This is a genomic window from Metabacillus sp. 22489 (assembly GCF_052044855.1).
GTDB lineage: Bacteria > Bacillota > Bacilli > Bacillales > Bacillaceae > Metabacillus > Metabacillus niabensis.
Window position 1 is genome coordinate 131180 of the sequence record NZ_JBQENT010000001.1, and the last position, 20774, is coordinate 151953.

Consider the following 20774-nt stretch of genomic DNA (forward strand, 5'->3'; position numbering starts at 1 on the left):
TAAAGTTAGCTTGTTATTGTATGTATCCAATCATTTAATCGGTATTGCAAATTAGAAAACCATATATTTAAAAAAGTCATTTGATCAAAATAAAGCAATATACCGAAAATAATCATAATGACGCCACCAATTTTCATTAGCTTTTGTGAATGTTTAACAATGAATTTTGTTTTACCAATGAAAAATGCTAATACGATAAATGGTAAGCAAAATCCTAGTGAATAGCCTGTAATATTAATGAACGCCTGTGATGGATTGAGCGCACTTGCATACATGATAACACCAAAGATCGGACCGATACATGGAGTCCATCCTGCCGCAAAGCCTAATCCAATAAGAAATGAATTTAAATAGCCGACATTGCTTCGCTTTTTTTGGACACGGGTATCCTTTAGCATAAATTTAGGCTGGAAAACTTCCAACATAAATAACCCCATTAAAATAATGAAAATCCCACCTAGCATCCGTATCAAATCTTGGTGTTCACTAAAAAGTTGACCGATTCCACTAAATGAAAAGCCTAATATGTAATAAATGACGGAGAAGCCTAAAGAAAAAAAGATCGAATGCAGCAATATCTTTTTTTTATGCTGGGTATCCTTGTCACCCTTTAATTCATTAATAGACATCCCTGTTATGTAAGAAACAAACGATGGATATAAAGGTAAGCAGCATGGTGATACAAATGCAAGTAGCCCCGCTGAAAAGGCCATGATAAATGTTATATTTTCCACAGAATCCCCCCTCATAGTAGTATTATAGCGATTTCATCATAAATGATAACAGAAGAGTTGTGAACGTTTTCGAACTCTTTTATTTATATAAAATACATGATAAAGCAGCAGTAAGATTTCATGAAAATCAAGAAATCAACTGCTGCATCTATTCTACCATAAGATTGTCGTTATGCTTGTAATTTGTCATTGGTTTTTTTCTCATATAAAACAGTTAAGCTAATTAATGTCACTAGTATTGTTGCTCCCATATCTGACAGTATCGCGATCCAAAGAGTTAATAGACCTGGGATTGTTAATAGAAGAGCAATAAGTTTTAAACCTAGTGCCAGGGTGATATTGATTTTAATAATCGAATTTACCTTTTTCGCTGTTTTAATTGCTGAAGGCAGCCTTCCTAAATGATCCTGCATTAGAACGATATCGGCAGTTTCGATTGCACTGTCCGTTCCTTTCCCCATTGCAATTCCTAAATCTGCAGTCGCTAAGGCTGGTGCATCATTAATTCCATCCCCTACCATAGCTACCTTTCCTTTTTGAGAAAGCTCTGAGATTTTCTTTACCTTTTCCTCTGGTAATAGTCCAGCTAAATACGTCGATAATCCAATCTTCTTGGCAACCTTTTCGGCAGTTTTTTCATGGTCACCTGTTAACATAACTGTTTTTGAGATCCCTAAACCGTGTAATTTTTTAATGATGGCTGCACTTTCCTCGCGAATTTTATCAGCAATCCCCATCATACCAAGGACGGTAGACTCATTTGCTAAAAGCACGACAGTCATCCCAGCATCCTTTAATCTTTGAAGGTCGATTTGAACGTTATCAGATAAAGCAAGATGCTGAATTTGTTTTTCATTGCCTAAATAATAGGTCGTGCCGTTTCCTTTCGCAACAATTCCAGTACCTGAATATGCAGTTATTTCATCCAGCTCAATTAAAGGTATATTTCTCGCTTCGTTTATGATAGCCTTGGCGATTGGATGTGATGATGATTTCTCAATCGAAGCAGCAATTTGTAAAAACTCTGGGTCATATGCAATAAGCTCTTCAACGTGAGGCTCACCCTTCGTTAACGTTCCTGTTTTATCAAAGGCAATCGTTGTGATTTTTCCTAATTGTTCTAAAAAGACGCCACCTTTAATTAAAATACCGTTTCGAGCATTTTTCGTAATCCCTGAGACAATCGCAATTGGTGATGATAAGACAAGTGCGCATGGACAGCCAACGATCAATACTGCTAATCCTTGGTAAAACCAATCTCCCCAGCTCCCATTAAACAAAAGAGGAGGAACGATCATAACCATTGCCGAAATAACCATGATAAGCGGTGTATAATATTTGGCAAATTTATTAATAAATAATTCTGTTGGTGTTTTCGTCTCTTGTGCTTCTTCGACAAGGTGAAGAATTTTTGCTAAAGATGAATCATTATATGCTTTTGTTAATTTCACCTTCAGAAGTCCTTCGTTGTTAATACTGCCACCGAACACTGGTTCATTTACTGATTTTTCGATTGGCATTGATTCACCAGTTATCGCAGATTCATTCACTGAGCTATTTCCTTCGATAATGACTCCATCTGAAGGAACCTTTTCACCTGCACGAACGAGAACAATTTGATTTACCTTTAAGGACTTAATAGGAACAAGATGCTCTTCTCCATTTTCAAGAACTGTTGCCTCTTTTGGGGCAACCTTTAAAAGTGATTCCACCGATCTACGCGCTTTTTCCATTCCTAAGCCTTCTAAATATTCATTAAGGCCGAAAAGAATCGCAACAAGTGCTCCTTCCTTCCATTCACCTATTGATAATGCACCGATAAGCGCGATCGTCATTAGTGTCTCGATATTAAATTTCAATTTTACTAAATTTTTTAAGCCTTTAATAAAGGTTTGGTAGCCACTTAGTACGGTTGCAGCAAGGAAAAGAGCAATTGCCACATATTCATTAAGCCAATTTTCAGCAAAAAAGGCGGCAAAATAAAAAATCGTTGAGATTGATAATATTGTTAGCCAATTTACTTTTGAATGGTAATGTGTATGCTTATGCTGATGATCTTGCTCAAATTGGTCTGTCTCAATATAAGCACCATCTGAGGAAAGGATTTTTGTTACCTTTTCCATATCTACCGTATTGGCAATTCGGAGCTTACCGCTATTATAATTTAATGTGGCAGTTTCACCCGATGGTAATCGATTAATTTCCTCTTGTAATTCCCTAGTGCAATTTGCACATGTTAGACCTTTGACCTTATATTCTTCCATAAAGATTCACTCCATTTAAACTTAATGGTGCTGAGCATGGTTAATTGTTTGCTGTAATACATTCATCACATGGTTGTCATCTGGAGAGTAAAAAAGAGTGGTCCCCTCTCTGCGATACTTGACTAACCGTAAATTTTTCAAAAAACGTAGCTGATGTGAAACCGTTGATTGTAAAAGTGATAGCTTCTCGGCAATTTCATTTACAGAATGTTCTTTATGTGACAATAAATGCAAGATTCTGATTCGAGTAGGATCACTTAATGCTTTAAATGTTTGAGAAACAATGAATAACGTTTCTTCATCAAGCTGTTCTAGGTCATATTTTTCATCATTTTTTGCTTCATCCATTTCAAACACCTCTTTGTCATAGTATATATCAAAATATGAGTATGTGTTCATATAATATAATAAAAGTGTAAAAAATTTTTTGACTATTGTCAATCATATTTACCATATTTGTATTTAATATGTTGCCAAGTTCTCCTCGAGCCATTACTTTTCGTGTGATAGTGTTCAACGTTCATATAAGAATTTCATAGTACAATGGTAAACCTACATATTCATGTCCATTTGAAGAAACTTGTTTTTTTAAGGAATTCGGGAGCCTTTTTAGCGATTTTTGCCAATTTCAAGTCTCCCTTTGCTTTTTCCCTCTTATAACATATGTCGAAAAAAGTTTGTAAATTAATTAATATTCCTTACGTGAGTTGAGTAAGAAACAATCGAATAAGTGGTTCAGAATGCAATCGAGTAGCAATAGATGGTGGCGTGACATTTACTGATGCTTCGAAAGGCATACCTACCCAAAGATATTGTTCATCAATGATTATGAAGGGAAATGACAGTGTCTCTCGATCTGGATTTTCCGCTGGAATGTACGTAATCTGAACAGACTTATTTCGTTGTGATAATAAACCTTCCCACTCTTTTGTTAACTGTTTGTTTGGCGGAAGTCCAATAATAATCGAGCGCTTTGCCTTTTTTAAATCATCAATAAAACGGTCAAGCTTTTTCGCATGAAACCATAATAATTTAGGATGTTGATGTTTGATCCATTTACCAATCAGGTGTGGATCAATCTTTTGCTTATGCCCTATTTGGTATTCGACAAGCTTTCTAATTGTCTTGCTGCGATAGACATGCGCTTGAATATATTTGTGATCACTTACATGGATAAATTTCCCTCTAGTTCGTGTGATCGCTACATTTATTAATCTTTCACTATCTCTTCCAATAAGCAGCATACCTGGCCTTGTTTGTGGATTGCTTTCAACTGTATCAAATACCATCACATCGCGTTCGCTTCCTTGAAAACGATGGACAGTTGCAGAAATAATATCTGCGTCGAATAATTCTTTCTGGTAAATATCAGCAAGCAATGTATCCATAAATTCAGCTTGAGCACGATAAGGTGTAACATATCCAATAGATCGTGCCCCTGCTAAATACGCTTCATGAATAACTTGAAATGAAAGGAATAGCTGCCATAGATTAAACCTTGAATGTGAAGTTTTTTCACGAAGACAATAATTGCCCATCCCACTGCTATTTAATAATACGGAAGACATCCCTTGAAATGGAGCCCTCTCAACAATTGAATTTCTTGATTTTTTCACACTTTCATGGTCGTCAACTAATGAATGATAAATATAATGATTTGTAAATGCAGATATCTCTGGATGCATCCTCCGTTGTTCCTTTAAGATAAAAAGCTGAGCATGTGGGCTAGTATCTGTTGCTCCATCTTCTAGCCAATCGATTACATTTGCTTTATGAAATATATCTTCACGTAACCACGAATCGACTAATGGATGCTTAGCTGTTGCGATTGGAGGTAGCTGTTTAAAGTCCCCACATATAATTAAACGACTGCCAAGTGTTGCGGCAAAGCCAATTTGCGGTACGTATGCCATGCTTACCTCATCAATTATCACCAAATCATAGTTTGCTTCATAAATAATCGGATCGGTGGCAGCTTTCGCTAACGTCGTCCCTACTATTTCGGCATCCTTTACAAATTGAATTTCCTTTTGACGAATTTTCTCTACTACTTGAGCAAGTTTACGTTCAATTTCTAATAACTCCTCAGAGTCGCGTTTACTATAAGATTGTCCAAGTATTTGCTTAAGGCTATTTCGTTCTTCGAGATAATGTGTTCGTTTCGCAACGAGCTCTGGGGCATGCTTAAGCAATAAATTGTTAGCAGTAATCGATGTATTTGCTTCTAAAACTGCTTGATTGCCATATCGTAAAATATCTCCTTCACGAGACTTTCCTTTTTTATTGATAAAATGAGAGATTTCTGCCATTAACACATCAACAGCTTGGTTACTTTGTGCTAGAACTAATACTTTTTGCCCTTTCACATATTTATTTGCTGCAACTCGTGCAAGTGTGTACGTTTTACCTGTACCAGGCGGTCCCCATACAAATGTAACGGGATTATATTTGCTACGAATGATAAGTTCGTGGACATTTGATTTAAATGGTTTTTGCGGATGTTTCGTTTCATTTGCAGGATTCATTAACCTTTTTATTCGTGCCCTTTTGAGCTTATTATCTTTTATTTCTTCTAAGCGTTCATGTAGTTCATTTAACAATTCCCATGGGTCATAAACGAGAAATAGATCATCTAACATTGTTCCTAATGATGCATCAATAGAAAGAATGACACTTTTTCCTTCTGAAGATAATATTCTTCCTTTAAGTGAAATTGGTTCAATTGCAATAATTGAACCGATTGGTATGTTTAGCTGACGAGGTGTTTCAAAAAAATATGTATAGCCCTCATCCTTTTTCATTAACTGGCCATTTATTAACGGATATTTTGAGCGGCCAATATTTTTCAAATGATTGATTTCTGCTCGCAATGCCTTTTGCCATACTTTTAAATAATAACTGGTTGATTTCATGATTTTCAGCTTCCTTAAAAAATGTTCCTTGTATGTGAATGCTAACTATACCATTTTGAAAAGTAAAAATCTATTCTAGTATTATAGAGATTAGAGAATAGGAATGGGTTAAAACAACATAAAAAAGCAACCTGCTTGTGAAGTGCCTTATAAATATTAGATTGAAGTCTAACGTTTATAAGGCATTTCATTAACAGGCTGCTTTCTGATTCGTTACTTGTTATTTAACTCAGCTAATATTGGGTATAATTCCTCTAGATGTGTGATTTCGTATGTTGGGGTTACTTCATTTCTCTCTTTATTATGTCGATTAATCCAAACTGATTTCATCCCGATACGTGATGAACCTAAAATATCTGTCATTAAATTATCTCCGACCATGATCGCTTCATCTTTTGATAGGTTCATTTTTTCTAAAGCATGCTCAAATATGGAAGGATCCGGCTTACCGCGACCAAATGCACCAGAAATAATAATATGTTCAAAGTATGGAACAAGCTCTGGAGTAATTTCTAATTTCGTATTTTGTAGGTCAGGTGAACCGTTTGTTAAGAGAAGGAGACGATAGTCCTCTTTTAACGTATCTAAAACCTTATAAGACTCCTCATATACAAAGGGGCTTTTCCGTCTTTGGGCAGGAAATTCTTCTGCTAGTTTAGCAGCAAATTGACTGTTATCGATTCCACATGCCTTTAGTCCTCGTGCCCAAGCATCCTTCCGATATGAAGGAACGATTTTCGCCATTTTTTTGAAATTTTCTTCATCATCAAGGAAATTCCCCCAAAGTCCTTCAAAAGGGTTTATTCCAATCATTTGTGTAAATTCATATGTTTCATAAGAAGAATACAATTCTCTAGCCTCTTGGCGGACAGCTTCTTCAAGCTTTTCTGCATCAATACCAAATTCGGCCTCTGCGAGTTTACAAGTAGCAACGAATGCCTCTTTAACACTTTTCTGATCCCATAGTAATGTATCATCTAAATCAAAAAAAATAGCCTTAATCAATTTTGCTCCTCCAATTCTCTGTGCGGCAATTGCTTTATATTTATCCTATTTACAAAATAGATTACAGAGAATTAATAGATATGTAAATAGAATTTTAGAAAACTATAAAAATTTTGTCTATTCTTTAAATTAAACTTTTAAGTTTTGCTGTAGATTCTCTTATGATTAATTCACATGTAAGCAATATTTTCTCGAACTGTTCCTTCCTGCTATGAATTTGGTCGATTAATACTGTAACAGCCTTTTTTCCTAGCTGTTCTTTTGGAACATGAATCGTTGTTAATGTTGGCGAGTTTAAATATGAGCTTTCTATATTATCAAAACCTGTAATCGAAATATCTTCTGGAATGTTAAGCTTTTTTGCCTTTAGTAAGTCTATCATGTATAAAGCAATTGAATCATTAGCACAGACAATTGCTGTAGGCATTTCATTACGAGCAAAAGCTGTCTCGAGCCATTTTTTTGCGCTGATAATCATTTCCTCATAATCTTTTTCTCTTTTTTCAAGATAAACTTCATTTGTTTTCGGGACTAATTGATGAGATTCAAGTGCACTGCGAAAACCTAACCATCTGTCATAAAAGCTTCTTGAAAAGTATATATCTCCAATAAAAATCATATCTCGATGACCGAGACCAATTAAATAATTCGTTAGTTGAAAGCTACTATCGAAATTATTCGCAAAAATAGTATCAGTCGAAAATAATGGCTCTTCATCATCAATTAATACGACTGGAATCTCCCATTTTTTAAATTCTAATAGAATGTTAGTTGAAATATGTCCGACACAAATAATTCCAATGAAACCTTTGGGGTTTATAACAGATGAAAAGCTATCCGATTCTGTCATCATGATGATACCTAAGGAATGACCTTCTAACTCATTTGATATTCCATCAATAATTCTTCCCCAATAAATTGAGTCTTGATATTGGCTTTTAGGTAAGACGACAAGTACATTATTTTGCCCTGCTTTAGTAGAATGAAGCGGATCTTTGGCGTTTGCAAGTACTTGAGGTTGATAGCCTAATTGTTTTGCAGCTTCAAGAACTTTATCTCGAGTTGCATCCTTTACTCCACTTTTTCCGGATAATGCCCGTGACACGACATATTTTGATACTCCTAAATAATCGGCAATTTGCTGAATGGTAACCTTTTTACCCATTTGTACACCTCATTAAACAGTCAAAACGATAACTTTTTTCTTTCCTTACCCATTTATTGATTTAAGAACCAACTTATACTGAAATGGCTTGATTAAGAATAAATTGCTCAACAACCTTTGCAACGCCGTCGTTCATATTCGTATCGGTTACATAATCTGCGACTAATTTTATATCCTCAGGTGCATTTCCCATTGCAACGCCTAGACCAGCAAACTCAATCATTGAAAGGTCATTATAGCTATCACCTATTGCAATTACTTCCTCACGTTTAATGCCACATTCGTTAATCAATTGATTTAGACTTGTCCCTTTTGTCACACCTTTTTCTGTGAACTCTAAGAAAAATGGCTTTGAACGCATGACACTGTATTCGTCAGCTAATTCAGCTTGGAGTTTTTCCTCAACTACTATTAACTTTTCGGGTGTATCAACCATTAATGATTTAACAACAGGCTCGGTGATTGCCGCTTTAAAATTTGGCACGACGCGAATTGGTAATCCTGTTAATTCAGATTCGATTGTCGTATATTGATTATCTTGGTCTGTGATGATTTCATCACCAACATATGTATGAATATACACATTTTCTCGACGACTTATATCATATAAATCGTGAACTTGGTTAATTGATAGAGTACTGCTGAAGAGTTCTTCATTTGTTTGGCAGTTAATTATTTTTCCGCCATTAAAGGATAAGATAAAGCTACCATATTTCGCTAATGAAAGCTCTTTCGCAATTGGTTTCATTCCAAATGTTGGTCTTCCCGAAGCAAGGACAACCTTAACACCCTTTTCTTGTGCATCCATTAATGCTTTTTTTGTACGTTCCGAAATTGTGTGGTCGTCACGTAGTAGTGTATCATCTAAATCTAGTACAATCATTTTATATGTCATGTTTTAAAATTCCTTTCTATATGCAAGTACCTATAATCCTACTATAAATTTAACATAAAAGGAATATTTGGCTGAATTAGACTTTCTTCATGTTTTCTTTAAAGATAATTGCTTTAAATATATATAAAATTAGACTGTTCTTCGATTCAATAGCAACATATGAAAAAAGAGACTGGCTCAAAATGAACGGTTCAGACCCCTTAAAACACTGGTATATAGACTAATGATAAGGTTAGTTAACTATATACAAGTGTTTTTGGAGGGGTCAGACCCTTTTGAGTCACCCTCTTATTATAATTTTGCTGCAGCTTCCTTCGAAGTTAGGATTTGCACTTCAATTGAACCACCAGCTGTATCGACTATTGTTTTTATCATTACAGGATAATCTTTATTGTTTATAAATTTAAAATCAGGACCGTTCCAGGAAACTGTTGCATCTTTACCAGTTGGCACATAACCAACTGAACGTGAATGTGAGTGAACTTCTATCACTTCTAATCCTGCATTCATTACCGCGTTGTACAGAGTTGATGATGTTTGACATATCCCACCGCCAATACCTTCTACAAATTCTTTATCAACTATTTCCATTGCTTTTTGGTATCCTCTTTCAGGTGTTCGTTCACCAACAACTAAATTATAATAAAAGCGATCTCCTGGCCCTAAAACGATTTGGTTTATCGCTCCTGCTGATAATGCAATATTATGTGTTCGCCCTTTTATACTTGCATTAAATGTCGTTTTATAAGTTCCAATAACGACCTCATCGATACCTTTAACGGTCTCCTGTGTGACATTAGGTGCTTTTTCTTCGATTGGCAATACAATTGATTTGTCAAGGGCACGAATATTTTTTAATGATTCGACTAATTTGTCTTCGTCTAAAACGACACGACTTTGACCCTTTGTCAGCTGACCATTTGATAGTTTTACTGGAACCATCGGTTGGTCTAATTTGCTTGCTAATTCATCCGCAAGTGTTTTTAATTGTTGCTCATACTCTTTAGAATTTACCGCTAATGTCGGTTTATAGGAATATAGTACTTCTTTAGTTGTTGGGTGTAATAAGTCTACATTAAATTCCACAGACTTCTCAGCTAGCTGAAACGTGCTGCTTCCCATCGCTTTCACTGTTAGCGGTTCATCTTCTTTAGAACCACTTGCAAAACCAGTACTACAACCTGAAACCATTAATAATAATAGTATCGAAGAAACATATTTTTTGTACATTCTCTCTCCCACATTTCCCACTAAGATATTCTTTCTATTTTTTTAGTAATTTAACCCACTTTATAAATTGCCTTTAGTAAACACCCCTTATATCTTATAATCCAATTACCAACAATTACATTTATATTCAGGAAATAATAAAATATCCTTAGCAGTGTTAAAAATTACCTTTCACTAGGATGAAAATCATAAATTGTTTAATTTTCATTTTACTATAATTTTCATAAAATGGTTAACATAAAAATTAAATTTTTTATTTTTCATCTTATATAGTAAGACGTTTTAATAATGGGAAATGTTTCATTTTTTTTACTTTGTTACAAAAAAGTAACGGAGAAAGCATTTGTTTTACTACAAAAAAAGAAGACCACTATTAAAAAGCGATCTCCATTTTTTTACTATTTATTAGTTAACTTCAACGATCCAATTAAATAAATCCTCATGTTTACCTGTTTGGATCCCTGTCAATGTATCGTATAATTTTTTCGATAGTTCACCAGTATCACCATTGTTAAGAACCATTTTTTCATTATTATAGAAAAATTCACCGATTGGCGAAATAACGGCCGCTGTACCTGTTCCAAATGCTTCTTCAAGGAGGCCATCTTTATAGGCCTGATAAACTTCTTCCATCGATATTCTTTTCTCACTAACAGGAATGTCCCAATGTTTTAAGAGGTGAATGATTGAGTTTCTTGTTACACCCTCTAAAATGCTACCGTTAAGTGCTGGTGTTACGACTTCCCCGTTGATTTTGAAGAAAATATTCATACTGCCGACTTCTTCAATGTATTTTTTCTCAAGTCCATCTAGCCAAAGAACTTGTGAATACCCATTCTTTTCTGCATTTTCCTGTGCCTTTAAACTTGCTGCATAGTTAGCACCTGTTTTTGCTGTACCAGTTCCACCTTTAACGGCACGAACATAATTGTCCTCAACATAAATTTTTACAGGCTTAATACCTTCTTTATAGTAAGAACCTACCGGTGAAAGAATAATCATAAATCGATAATATTTAGATGGAGCAACACCCAGATAATATTCAGTAGGTATAATAAATGGACGAATGTAAAGGGACGTTCCAGGTGCACTTGGAATCCAATCCTTTTCAATGGAAATTAATTGCTTCAATGCCTCTGCTGCAAACTCTTCATCAATATGTGGAATACAGAGACGATCATTTGATAAGTTTAACCGTTGAAAGTTTTTGTCAGGTCTAAATAAGAAAATTTTATCCTCTTTCGTACGGTATGCTTTTAAACCTTCAAAAACCGTTTGCCCATAATGGAACACCATTGTTGATGGATAAAGACTAATTGGCTCATAAGGAACGATTCGTGGATCATACCAGCCTTTTGTCTCACTATAGTCCATTACAAACATGTGATCTGTAAATACACGTCCGAACTCTAAAGATGATGGATTCGGTTTTTCTTTTCTAGTTGTACTTAGGGTAATGTTGATCTTATTTGTCATAGCTAACTCTCCCAGTTCAAAATAAAATTAAACTTAGCTATTATCGAAATAATAACTTTCTTCTAATAACGAAATATCTGTTAACCTATTTTATAACTTTTCTCATATAATTAACAACTGTTTTTCGACAAAAGATTCAAAATAATCTATAAAAATAAAAAAATGTGTTAATTGTAAACTAATTATGGAGCATTTATCTTGTTGATGAAATTCATTTTATTTAATTTTGTCTAGAGATAAGTCTATATTTACTAAACTATTCATTATTCTCAACTAATAGTTTTTCAAATGGATTGATTTTCATTATTAAACTCTATAACTCTTAATTCTTGTTAAAACAGTTTATTTCAATGTCTATTTTCGTATTCCCTGAGTCCCAATTCTAACTGTTTCCATTATTGTTTGTCCAGAAAGAACATATTTAACCTTTTATTACAATACCATCACACATTCATTTCAGCTTTATTATCATTAGTATCAAAATGAATCGATATTAATACATAGAAAAGTTTAATCTTCTTTCTATAATTATGTTCTTTGCTTTCTTTTAACTAGTATTAATTTGAAATCATAGTATGTCTTTTATGGTAGAAATAAAAATAAAAGTGGTAAAAGTTTGATGAAAGTATGTGGCAGCTATTACAGTAAAAAAGAAACAGTATATACTACTGCCTCTTAATGTGTAGATTATTTAATTATCTATTATCGTTGATTAATGGCTATCCCCTTATTTTTAAGCTCTTCTATAACGTTTTCTTCACTTATTAAATCTTCATCATATTCAACCTTTAAATCACCGTCATTTACATCAATTAATGCTCTTTCAATACCATCGATGGTTAAGAGAAAATTTTCAAGTTCACGGTAATTGTCTTTATTCTCATTATGTAATGTAAATGTTGCTGTTTTCATCCTGTTCACCTCCTAACGAAATTCCTTATCGTTAGTTTTTGATGTACAGCTGATTTTATCCGAAATTTTATTTTTAAAAGAAACATTTGAGATTTCATGATAAAAAGCATCGAAATATCCGATGCTTTTTCAAGTGCTTAATTTTGATTCGTTTTGTGTTTTCTTAAAGCGAAAATAAAGCCAAACGCAATGATTAAAGAACCAATAAGTAATAAATTGCTATTCATCGTAGCCGTATTAGGTAATTTATTGCCTTCAGTTTTTTCTTCATTAGAATCTGTATCTATTTTATTTGTAGCAAGCTCATAGTTCGTATCACTTATGTTCTTCTGGACGGATTCATCTTGTGGTTTTTCATCCGTATTTGCTTCAACCTCAGGTTTTGGTTCATTTTCTGGCTCTTTTACAGTCGGATCCTTTGAATCATTGACAGGATCTGTTGGAGTCTTATCTGGAATCTCTTCTTCATTTTCATTATTGTTACCAGTGTCAGTGTTGTTGTCATTATCATTATCATCGTCATTGTCAACTGGTGGTTTTTCTTCGTCTACAGGGTCTGTTACTTCTATTCCGATTTGATACGCAGCAATTGTTCCAGAAACTTCATGTGCTGCTAATAAAATATTTTGACCTGTTGGGCTTTCAGCAGCAGGGATAAATGTTAATCCTTCAGGTGCTACGTCTCCACTTGCTGAAGTAACCTCTTCTTCATCTGTAAAGATTCGACTTGAGAAATATCGATTAAATGAAGGGCTTTCTGGGTTGCTAATATCATATATCATAATTCCGCCGATTCTTTCTAAGCCGATAAATGCATAATTTCCACCTTGAATATTAGCTACCGTAACTGTTTCTGGCTCTGGACCTTTGTCATCACTTCTGTTATCAAATTCATTTTCTGTATTACTTGCATTAAAATGTGCTTCAGAATATACATTTTTAGTGATTTCTTCAAAATCGGCACCACTATCATATGTTTGTTCTAAAGTATTTGCATCCCATATTGAAAATGAACGTGCACCATAGCCATATATAGCTTCGTATTTTCCTTCTTGATTCATTGGAGCAGAAGTAGTAGTCGTTAATCTTCCAAGCTGTTCATCCTCAAATAAACCATTTGTAACCATTTGATCTAGCTCTTCTTGAGAATACCCTTCAAAGAGATCTGCATTTAAATCATAGTTGGCTGCTAAATCTCCAACTCTTGCTTCTTCAGAAAAACCGTCATAGTCTTGTGCGTCACCTTCATTTGCAGTTAAAATATACGACTTTCCATTAACAGAATAATTTGCCATTCCATCTGGCATGTACATCGATAACACTGGCCAATTACGGATATTAATTGCATTATCCTTATTAGATGCATCTAATTTATTTTGCTCGCTAGAATAATCTTTATAACCAAGACTTTTAACCGCAACAAATTGTTTAGAATCAATATCTAACTTAGCTATTGCGTTATTTTCTTGTAAGGCTATATAAGCATATTGATCATTATCATCAACAACGATGTATTCAGGCTCAAGATTTTGCTGTGCTGTACTTTCAGCATGCACCATACGGACATCCTCATCGATAATGTCATCAGCAAAGCGAACATTTGTTACAGCTTCACCATTAATGCTTTTAGGATCTGCTGACACATCAATAATGCTTACAGAACCTTCAGGATTTACTGTATAAGCATCATTTGGTTCACCTTCATTTGCTACTAATACTTTTGAGCCATCTTTCGTAAACGTTAACATATCTGGCAGTGAACCTACTTGTACATGTGAAAGATATGCTCCATCTGTTGAAAGGAACACAACATAACCAGGATCTACCTTCTCTTTTGCTGGTGCAGCAACTGCAATATATCCACCATCAGGATGGATTGCGACACTTGTTACATCAGATGCTTCAACACCTAAATCTGCTAATGTAATCTGCTTAACACGCGGAATATTCTGCTCACCTTTTTCCAAAACAGATAAATCAATAATATCTAATGCTTTAGCAGAACCGTTAACAGAGAAGGCATGATGGGATTTCGGATCATAAGCTACAATTTCTGTTCCTCCCTCATCAATTCCAGCTCCACTAGTATAACGGCCAAGTAATTCCACATGGAGAGCTTTATCAGTATCATATTGATAGGTTGTCAATTGTTCAGCAGCACGGCTATGTATTGGTGAAAATAATAAGGTGCATGTCGCTGCAGTAATGACTGACTTTGTAAGAATGTGATGAAATTTCGACATTTTATCCTCCTAATTATAAAGTATAGTACGACATACTCATTTTATAGGAGTGATATAAAGATAATTTAAAAGTTTTGTAATGTTTATGTAAATTTTGTCTATTTTTAGTGAAAAAGCAAGCTTTTCGTTTCCTACAATTGAACCATATCGACAAGTATTTCCTTAATATTGCATATTTCATCAAACGTTTGTTTAAAAGAAAACCTTAGATTAGTCGAAAACACTATATTAAAAAGGACCTCATGTTTTAGAAGTCCATTCATTTCATTATTATTTGAATAAATATTTCCTAAATTATACTAATTGCAGTTCATAACGATAAAATTGTGATTCACGTTTAAAACCGAATTTCTCATATAGCCCCTGTGCTTTGTTATTATCAAATGCAGTGCTTAGTTCGAGCCGAATCGCACCAGTTTCGAGCGCAAATTCCTTTGCTTTTTGTAATAAATGTGTTGCGACGCCTTGGTTTCTTCCCTCTTGAGCAACATATAAATCGTTTAGAATCCATACTTTTTTCATTGAAACTGAGGAAAAGGTTGGGTAAAGTTGGGTAAAGCCTACAGGCTTTCCGTTGTTCGTTGCTAAAAATATAATAGAGTCATTGTTTTGGAAACGTTCCTTGATATACGCTCTAGCTCCATCAATATTTGAAGGTTGTTTGTAAAACATACGGTATAAATTAAATAAGTTAGCTACTTCCTCTAGTTCATTTACTGTCGCTTGATTAATGTCCATGTTTGTTCCTCCGTAATTTCGTCGTTTTATAAGTGATCATGAGTTATTGCTAATTGTCTGTTTTGTTCGTTTCGTTTTAAAGGTCTTAAAAGTAGAAATGAAATTTGCTAACACTTCTATTTTCTTTTCCAAGAAGTAGGAACCAACAATTTTGTAGAGCTCTTAAACAATTTCCCGTTCAATTTTCTTGAAAAAATGAGATGAAAATTCTGTCGCTCCAAGCCAATTCTCGATGATTTCACGGAACAATGTAGGATTTGCTAACGAAATGCCATGACCAACATTTTTGATGACAATTCCTTGGCAAAGCTGGTTCGCTAACACAAGGTCATAGGCTGATTTTTTCATAATTGAATTTTCTTTTTCACCAACTGTAACCAATATGTTGACATTTGCATATTGAAATTGATTTGGAATGGTATAGGACATATTCTCTTTTAAAATTCGCATAAGCGTTTCTTTTTCCATTTCACAGCTTTCTTTATAATAAATGGGAAAATCATCGTGATGAATAAAAAGTGTTTTAGCTTGAATGCTTGAAAAGGTTTTATTTTTAATTAGTGGGTACGATAAATTCAAGAAAAACTTTAAATACATTTTTGAAAATAAAATTGGTCTTACAAGGGCGCTATTTATCATTGCATAATCAATTAGTTCAGGTTTCATGCTAATCATTTGAACGACGATTTGTGCACCAAGTGAAAATCCTATTAAAATGACTTTTTTACCTTTTGCTTTCTTTTCAAGAGTTTCTAGTAATAGATGAGCGCTACCATTAATTGAAAACAATCCACACTCTCTACTTCCTCCCTGCTCTGGCAAATCTGGAACAAGACAATGAAAATGTTGAAAATCATTTATTTGATTTTTCCACATCCAACCGCTTACCCCGCCTCCGTGAAGGAACATGATGACATGCTTGGAGTTTATATTCCCTGATTCCTGTATATATATCGTCAACACCGCCTTTTTATCAAACTAGCATTACGAAAAAGCTTAAACTATTTTTCACATATGATGTTATAAATCTTGATATAATCTACTTAATGTAAACTACAAAGTTGGTGACCTGATGAAAAAAAGTACTGGATATGCAATTTTATGTTCTCAATTCCTATTCTTTCTCTTATTACCGATCTGGTTGAAATTAACAAATGATCTTCATGTAGCTGTTGTGGCAGTTGTGTGGTTTATCCTGACTGCGAGTTGTTTGTTTATCGTTTATTTCATTTCCAAGCAAACGATTAAAATTTCTAAATTTATGTTACACATTGTTTCTAGCCTTTACTCTTTCAGTCTAGTTATTTTATTATATGTACGACCAGGTGGGCAAAACGATGGAGCAATAAATCTTCAACCATTTAAAACAATACTCTTCTTTTTGTCAGGAAATGTTGATCCATTAGTCGCATTTTATAATTTAGTCGCTAATATTATCCTGTTTATTCCATTTGGGATCTATTATACATATTGTAAAACGAATCCTTCGTGGAAAAAGCTCCTACCTTTTGCGATATGTTCGATCAGTTTAATTGAACTCATTCAATACTTATCAAAACGTGGAAGTTTAGATATTGATGATTTGTTCCTAAATGTATTAGGAGTTTTGCTTGGTTTTTTCATTACACCATTGTTTCAAAAAGTGATTGTCGTTAAAAGTTAATAAGCAATTTATTCAATGTTAAAAACGGTATCTACTTCAAAGAACCGTTTTTAACTTACCATTTCCAACATTTTTTAATTAATATTATCAAGTTTTTTTCCCCTTCTTCAATACACCAGAGGTTTTTATTGATTTCACAACTTCTTTTAGCCTATCCTTATCTTCAACTAAAGCAATTCGAACATATCCTTCCCCAGTTGGACCAAATGCATGGCCAGGAACAACAACTACATTTGCTTTTTCAATTAATGTATATGTAAATTCAAAAGATGAGTATCCGTTTGGAACTTGAGCCCAGACAAACATCCCTGCATCTGGCTTATCAATCCTCCATCCGATAGCATTTAACCCGTCTACTAAAACATCTCTTCGTGCCTCATAAATTTTTCGATTGATCTCACAGAAGGATGAACCTTGTTTAAGCGCTTTGATTGCAGCTTTTTGAATCGGGTAAAATACACCATAATCCAAATTGCTTTTCAGCTGATGCATTGCTTTAATGATTTCTTTATTCCCAGCTAAGTATCCAATTCGACTTCCTGCCATATTATAGTTTTTCGAGAAGGAGGACATTTCAACACCAACTTCCATTGCTCCTTCAACGGAAAGAAAGCTAATTGGTTTATTACCTTCATAATAAAGCTCTGAGTAGGCAAAATCATGCAGCACGATGATTTCATATTTTTTTGCAAATGCGACAACCTCTGCAAAAAATTCTTTATTAGCTAAAGCTGGAACGGGATTCCCCGGAAAGTTTAAAAACATCATTTTTGCTTGTGATGCGATTGCTTCAGGAATAGCTGATAAATCCGGAAGAAAATGATTCTTTTTTTTTAACGGCATAAAATATGGTGTTGCTCCAGCCATTTCGATCCCAACTGCATAGGCGGTATACCCTGGATCAGGTACTAAAACGAGGTCACCGCTATTTGCAAAAACCATCGGGAAATGGACGAGTCCATCTTGTGATCCCATTAGTTGTAACACTTCATCATCTGCTTCAACTTTTACATCATAATTTTGAGCGTAAAAGGAAGCAACAGTCTTATTAAATTCAGAAGAACCAGTTATCGAATATCCGTACTGGTCATCGTGTAAAACCTCACTCGCTAAAGTATCCTTAATAAAAGAAGGCGGGGCTAAATCAGGACTTCCAATACTTAAGTCAATCAATGTAGCTCCTTCTTTTAGCTTTTTCTTTTTATATTCAGCAAGCTCGCTAAAAATCGATGTCTGAAATGATTCCATTCGCTTTGATTGTCTTACCTTCATGTAATAACCCCCACTACTTCTACCATTAATATTTTCATATAATTATATTTTTTCTGAAAATAAGTGTAACATATTTTCCCTATTGTCAAAATAATAATTTGGGATTGTTGTGGCATAGCCAAACTATTATTAATGAAGAAGTAGGAATTTAAAATGATGAGGCTTCAGCAAGAATTTTCTTGTTATCAAAAAAAAGAGTTGGCCCCTACATTTTGTAGAAACCAACTATTTTTATAAATCTATCATCCTGTCAAAGATTCTTTTTGTTAAAAATCAATTAGAGCGTCTCTGTTTCAAGCTTAAATCCTTCTACAACGACATCCTCTTCAATTTCTAACAGCAGGCAACGCTTCCCTTGATACATAATATATTTTACGTTCTTAAGGTCTTTCGGGTTAATAGATAGATTTGCTAATTTCGTATTAATTTTAATTGATTTTGGTACAAGGTTGCTTGCTTTAAATTCGTGTTTTTCATCATCGATAATTTCTTTGAATGCATGTTCCACCTTTGCTGTATCCATATTTTCTACTCCGCTTACTTGGAGGATTCGTCCGACGTCTTCATAATCCAACATTGGTGGCTCATCATTTTCTTCGTCCTCTTCATTCTCTTGCACCATTTTATCGATTTCTTCATAAACATTAGAAATCACCTTTGTATCCACTTCATCACCAATTACTTTTTTTAAAACTTCTTCGAAAATTTCCTTATCTTCGACAGCGGTAATAATTTCTTCACAATTGAGAACCTCTTCTATGAATGTTCCATCAGGTTGATTTGCCTTCCCAGCATAATAAAGAATATGGTTCACATCTGCAGAGTTATCGATAAATGCTGGAAACAGAAAACCTGATAATGGTGATGCTAGGTTAATTATCGGATCAACGGCATTATTCGGTCTAACTTCCTTTTGAACATAATCAAATAGAAGCGCTTTTTTTGGTTGATCGGTTTTATTTAAACTGCAAAGAATAAATTCGCTTGAATAAACTTCATCATTCCCACCTTCTTCAGATTCCATGTCACGTTTCCGTGTTGGTTTGCGGTACTCACCACGGATAAACGTCACCATCGTATCAAATTCATAAACAGTGTGGGTAAACATTTTTTCAACGATTTGCAGCATATATTCTTGCCAGTCTTCAGTTAATACTTCCTGTAAGCCGTCATATAGAATTGTTTGTGTGCTATTTTCTACATCTCGTTTAAATTTAAGATCAAATAGTTTTGTATCAAGCTGTCCAGTTAGCACCTTTTTGAAATTACCTAAAAACAGCTCCTGTGTTTCCTGCTCTAACATTTGGAACGGTAGACTAAAATGATGATAGATTTCGCCTGTTTCTTTCTTAACATAAACATTGAATATTTCTCGAATTTCCATTAGATGATTATTTAATTTGAATTGCTTACGTATATTTGCGATGTCTTTTTTATTCATAGATTTCAACTCCCATTCCTGATTATACTGTTATGAAAAGAAAATAGTAATACTTGATATTTTTTCACTTTTCATATCAGGAAGGATTTATTGTAGTAAACAAATCTATTATGTCCTTTTATATTTGGCTCTCCCTTCAAACAACAAAATGCTACCTTTACGGATAGCACTATTAATAAATTTTCCTAAATCGATTTTCAAGTTATTTAATATGATCTCCGTTAGAAAACACTTAATATTGTTTAACAATATAATGTAGTTCAACAAACTGGTTAAATGTCTTAACTCCTTTTAATAAAAGCTCTACCTGATAATCGCTCTCCTTAAATAATGGTATCCCTGTACCGAGTATTGTTGGAGCTACAGTTAAAATGATTTCATCTACAAGTCCTTCTTTTAAAAACGAACGGAACAAATCTCCGCCCCCTACCAACCAAATATTTTCTCCAGACTGTTCTTTTAACTCATTTATTAGTTTGGACAGGTTACCGCTGATAAATGTGACATTTTCTGTATCTTGATGCTGAGAGTTTGATAGAACATAGCATTTTTTATTCGGGTAGGGGAATTGATCTAGTCCTTGCCTGACAATCCAATTATATGTGTTTTTACCGAGGATAAGTGTGTCAACGGTATCATAAAATTGTGAATAACCGTTGTCCCCTTCCCCTTCGACCTTTTCTAACCAGTCCATTGATTCATTTTTCGTGGCAATGAACCCATCTAAGCTACTTGCAATAAATAATACTACTTTTCTTTTCCTCATCGACCTTTCACCCACTTTACGAAAGTATGTTCTTATTTAGGATACCAAAGTTCGAAAT

The 20774-nt window shown here is 34.2% G+C and carries 17 protein-coding genes; 1 reads left to right on the plus strand and 16 read right to left on the minus strand.

Going from position 1 to position 20774, the window contains the following annotated elements; all coding sequences use genetic code 11:
• Positions 1-5 precede the first annotated feature (5 nt).
• The 13 genes from ACTJJ9_RS00635 to ACTJJ9_RS00695 form a co-directional block, all read right to left on the minus strand.
• Complete coding sequence (locus ACTJJ9_RS00635; protein WP_255451816.1) at positions 6-734, minus strand: cytochrome c biogenesis protein CcdA; 729 nt, start codon at positions 732-734, stop codon at positions 6-8.
• A 170-nt stretch (positions 735-904) separates the two neighbouring features.
• On the minus strand, positions 905-2998 hold the full coding sequence (locus tag ACTJJ9_RS00640; RefSeq protein ID WP_145581008.1) for a heavy metal translocating P-type ATPase: 2094 nt from the start codon (positions 2996-2998) through the stop codon (positions 905-907).
• A gap of 21 nt (positions 2999-3019) precedes the next feature.
• Positions 3020-3346 carry an ArsR/SmtB family transcription factor gene (locus ACTJJ9_RS00645; protein WP_095300101.1) on the minus strand — a complete coding sequence of 109 codons (327 nt, stop codon included), beginning with the start codon at positions 3344-3346 and terminating at the stop codon, positions 3020-3022.
• A gap of 350 nt (positions 3347-3696) precedes the next feature.
• Positions 3697-5910: an AAA domain-containing protein gene (locus ACTJJ9_RS00650; protein ID WP_440768346.1), complete on the minus strand. Its 2214-nt coding sequence runs from the start codon at positions 5908-5910 to the stop codon at positions 3697-3699.
• A gap of 213 nt (positions 5911-6123) precedes the next feature.
• A complete protein-coding gene (locus ACTJJ9_RS00655) occupies positions 6124-6915 on the minus strand; it encodes an HAD family hydrolase (protein ID WP_145581010.1) in 792 nt (263 codons plus the stop codon).
• Between the two features lie 124 nt (positions 6916-7039).
• Positions 7040-8080 carry a LacI family DNA-binding transcriptional regulator gene (locus ACTJJ9_RS00660; protein ID WP_145581011.1) on the minus strand — a complete coding sequence of 347 codons (1041 nt, stop codon included), beginning with the start codon at positions 8078-8080 and terminating at the stop codon, positions 7040-7042.
• Between the two features lie 73 nt (positions 8081-8153).
• Entirely contained in the window at positions 8154-8975 is an 822-nt protein-coding gene (locus tag ACTJJ9_RS00665) for a Cof-type HAD-IIB family hydrolase (protein ID WP_145581012.1), read from the minus strand.
• 291 nt (positions 8976-9266) lie between these two features.
• Positions 9267-10205 carry a VanW family protein gene (locus tag ACTJJ9_RS00670; RefSeq protein ID WP_145581013.1) on the minus strand — a complete coding sequence of 313 codons (939 nt, stop codon included), beginning with the start codon at positions 10203-10205 and terminating at the stop codon, positions 9267-9269.
• Between the two features lie 405 nt (positions 10206-10610).
• Positions 10611-11681, minus strand: a complete 1071-nt coding sequence (locus tag ACTJJ9_RS00675) for a branched-chain amino acid aminotransferase (protein ID WP_440768347.1) — start codon at positions 11679-11681, stop codon at positions 10611-10613.
• Positions 11682-12383: 702 nt separating this feature from the next.
• Positions 12384-12593 carry a hypothetical protein gene (locus ACTJJ9_RS00680; RefSeq protein ID WP_145581015.1) on the minus strand — a complete coding sequence of 70 codons (210 nt, stop codon included), beginning with the start codon at positions 12591-12593 and terminating at the stop codon, positions 12384-12386.
• Between the two features lie 137 nt (positions 12594-12730).
• The gene (locus ACTJJ9_RS00685; RefSeq protein ID WP_145581016.1) at positions 12731-14836 is read right to left on the minus strand and encodes a choice-of-anchor I family protein; all 2106 of its coding nucleotides are present in this window, start codon (positions 14834-14836) and stop codon (positions 12731-12733) included.
• 294 nt (positions 14837-15130) lie between these two features.
• Positions 15131-15574: a GNAT family N-acetyltransferase gene (locus ACTJJ9_RS00690; RefSeq protein WP_145581017.1), complete on the minus strand. Its 444-nt coding sequence runs from the start codon at positions 15572-15574 to the stop codon at positions 15131-15133.
• Between the two features lie 162 nt (positions 15575-15736).
• Positions 15737-16534 (minus strand): alpha/beta fold hydrolase, encoded by a 798-nt coding sequence (locus ACTJJ9_RS00695; RefSeq protein ID WP_440768348.1) that lies wholly within the window; start codon positions 16532-16534, stop codon positions 15737-15739.
• A gap of 112 nt (positions 16535-16646) precedes the next feature.
• Here ACTJJ9_RS00695 and ACTJJ9_RS00700 point away from each other — a divergent pair, with 112 nt between their 5' ends.
• A complete protein-coding gene (locus ACTJJ9_RS00700) occupies positions 16647-17237 on the plus strand; it encodes a VanZ family protein (RefSeq protein WP_145581019.1) in 591 nt (196 codons plus the stop codon).
• An 87-nt stretch (positions 17238-17324) separates the two neighbouring features.
• Here ACTJJ9_RS00700 and ACTJJ9_RS00705 read toward each other — a convergent pair whose 3' ends face one another.
• The 3 genes from ACTJJ9_RS00705 to ACTJJ9_RS00715 all read right to left on the minus strand — a co-directional run bounded on the left by ACTJJ9_RS00705 (position 17325) and on the right by ACTJJ9_RS00715 (position 20716).
• Entirely contained in the window at positions 17325-18509 is a 1185-nt protein-coding gene (locus ACTJJ9_RS00705; protein ID WP_145581020.1) for an LL-diaminopimelate aminotransferase, read from the minus strand.
• A 277-nt stretch (positions 18510-18786) separates the two neighbouring features.
• Complete coding sequence (locus ACTJJ9_RS00710; RefSeq protein ID WP_145581021.1) at positions 18787-19950, minus strand: DUF4317 domain-containing protein; 1164 nt, start codon at positions 19948-19950, stop codon at positions 18787-18789.
• A gap of 232 nt (positions 19951-20182) precedes the next feature.
• Entirely contained in the window at positions 20183-20716 is a 534-nt protein-coding gene (locus ACTJJ9_RS00715; RefSeq protein WP_145581022.1) for a dihydrofolate reductase family protein, read from the minus strand.
• Between the last annotated feature and the right edge of the window lie 58 nt (positions 20717-20774).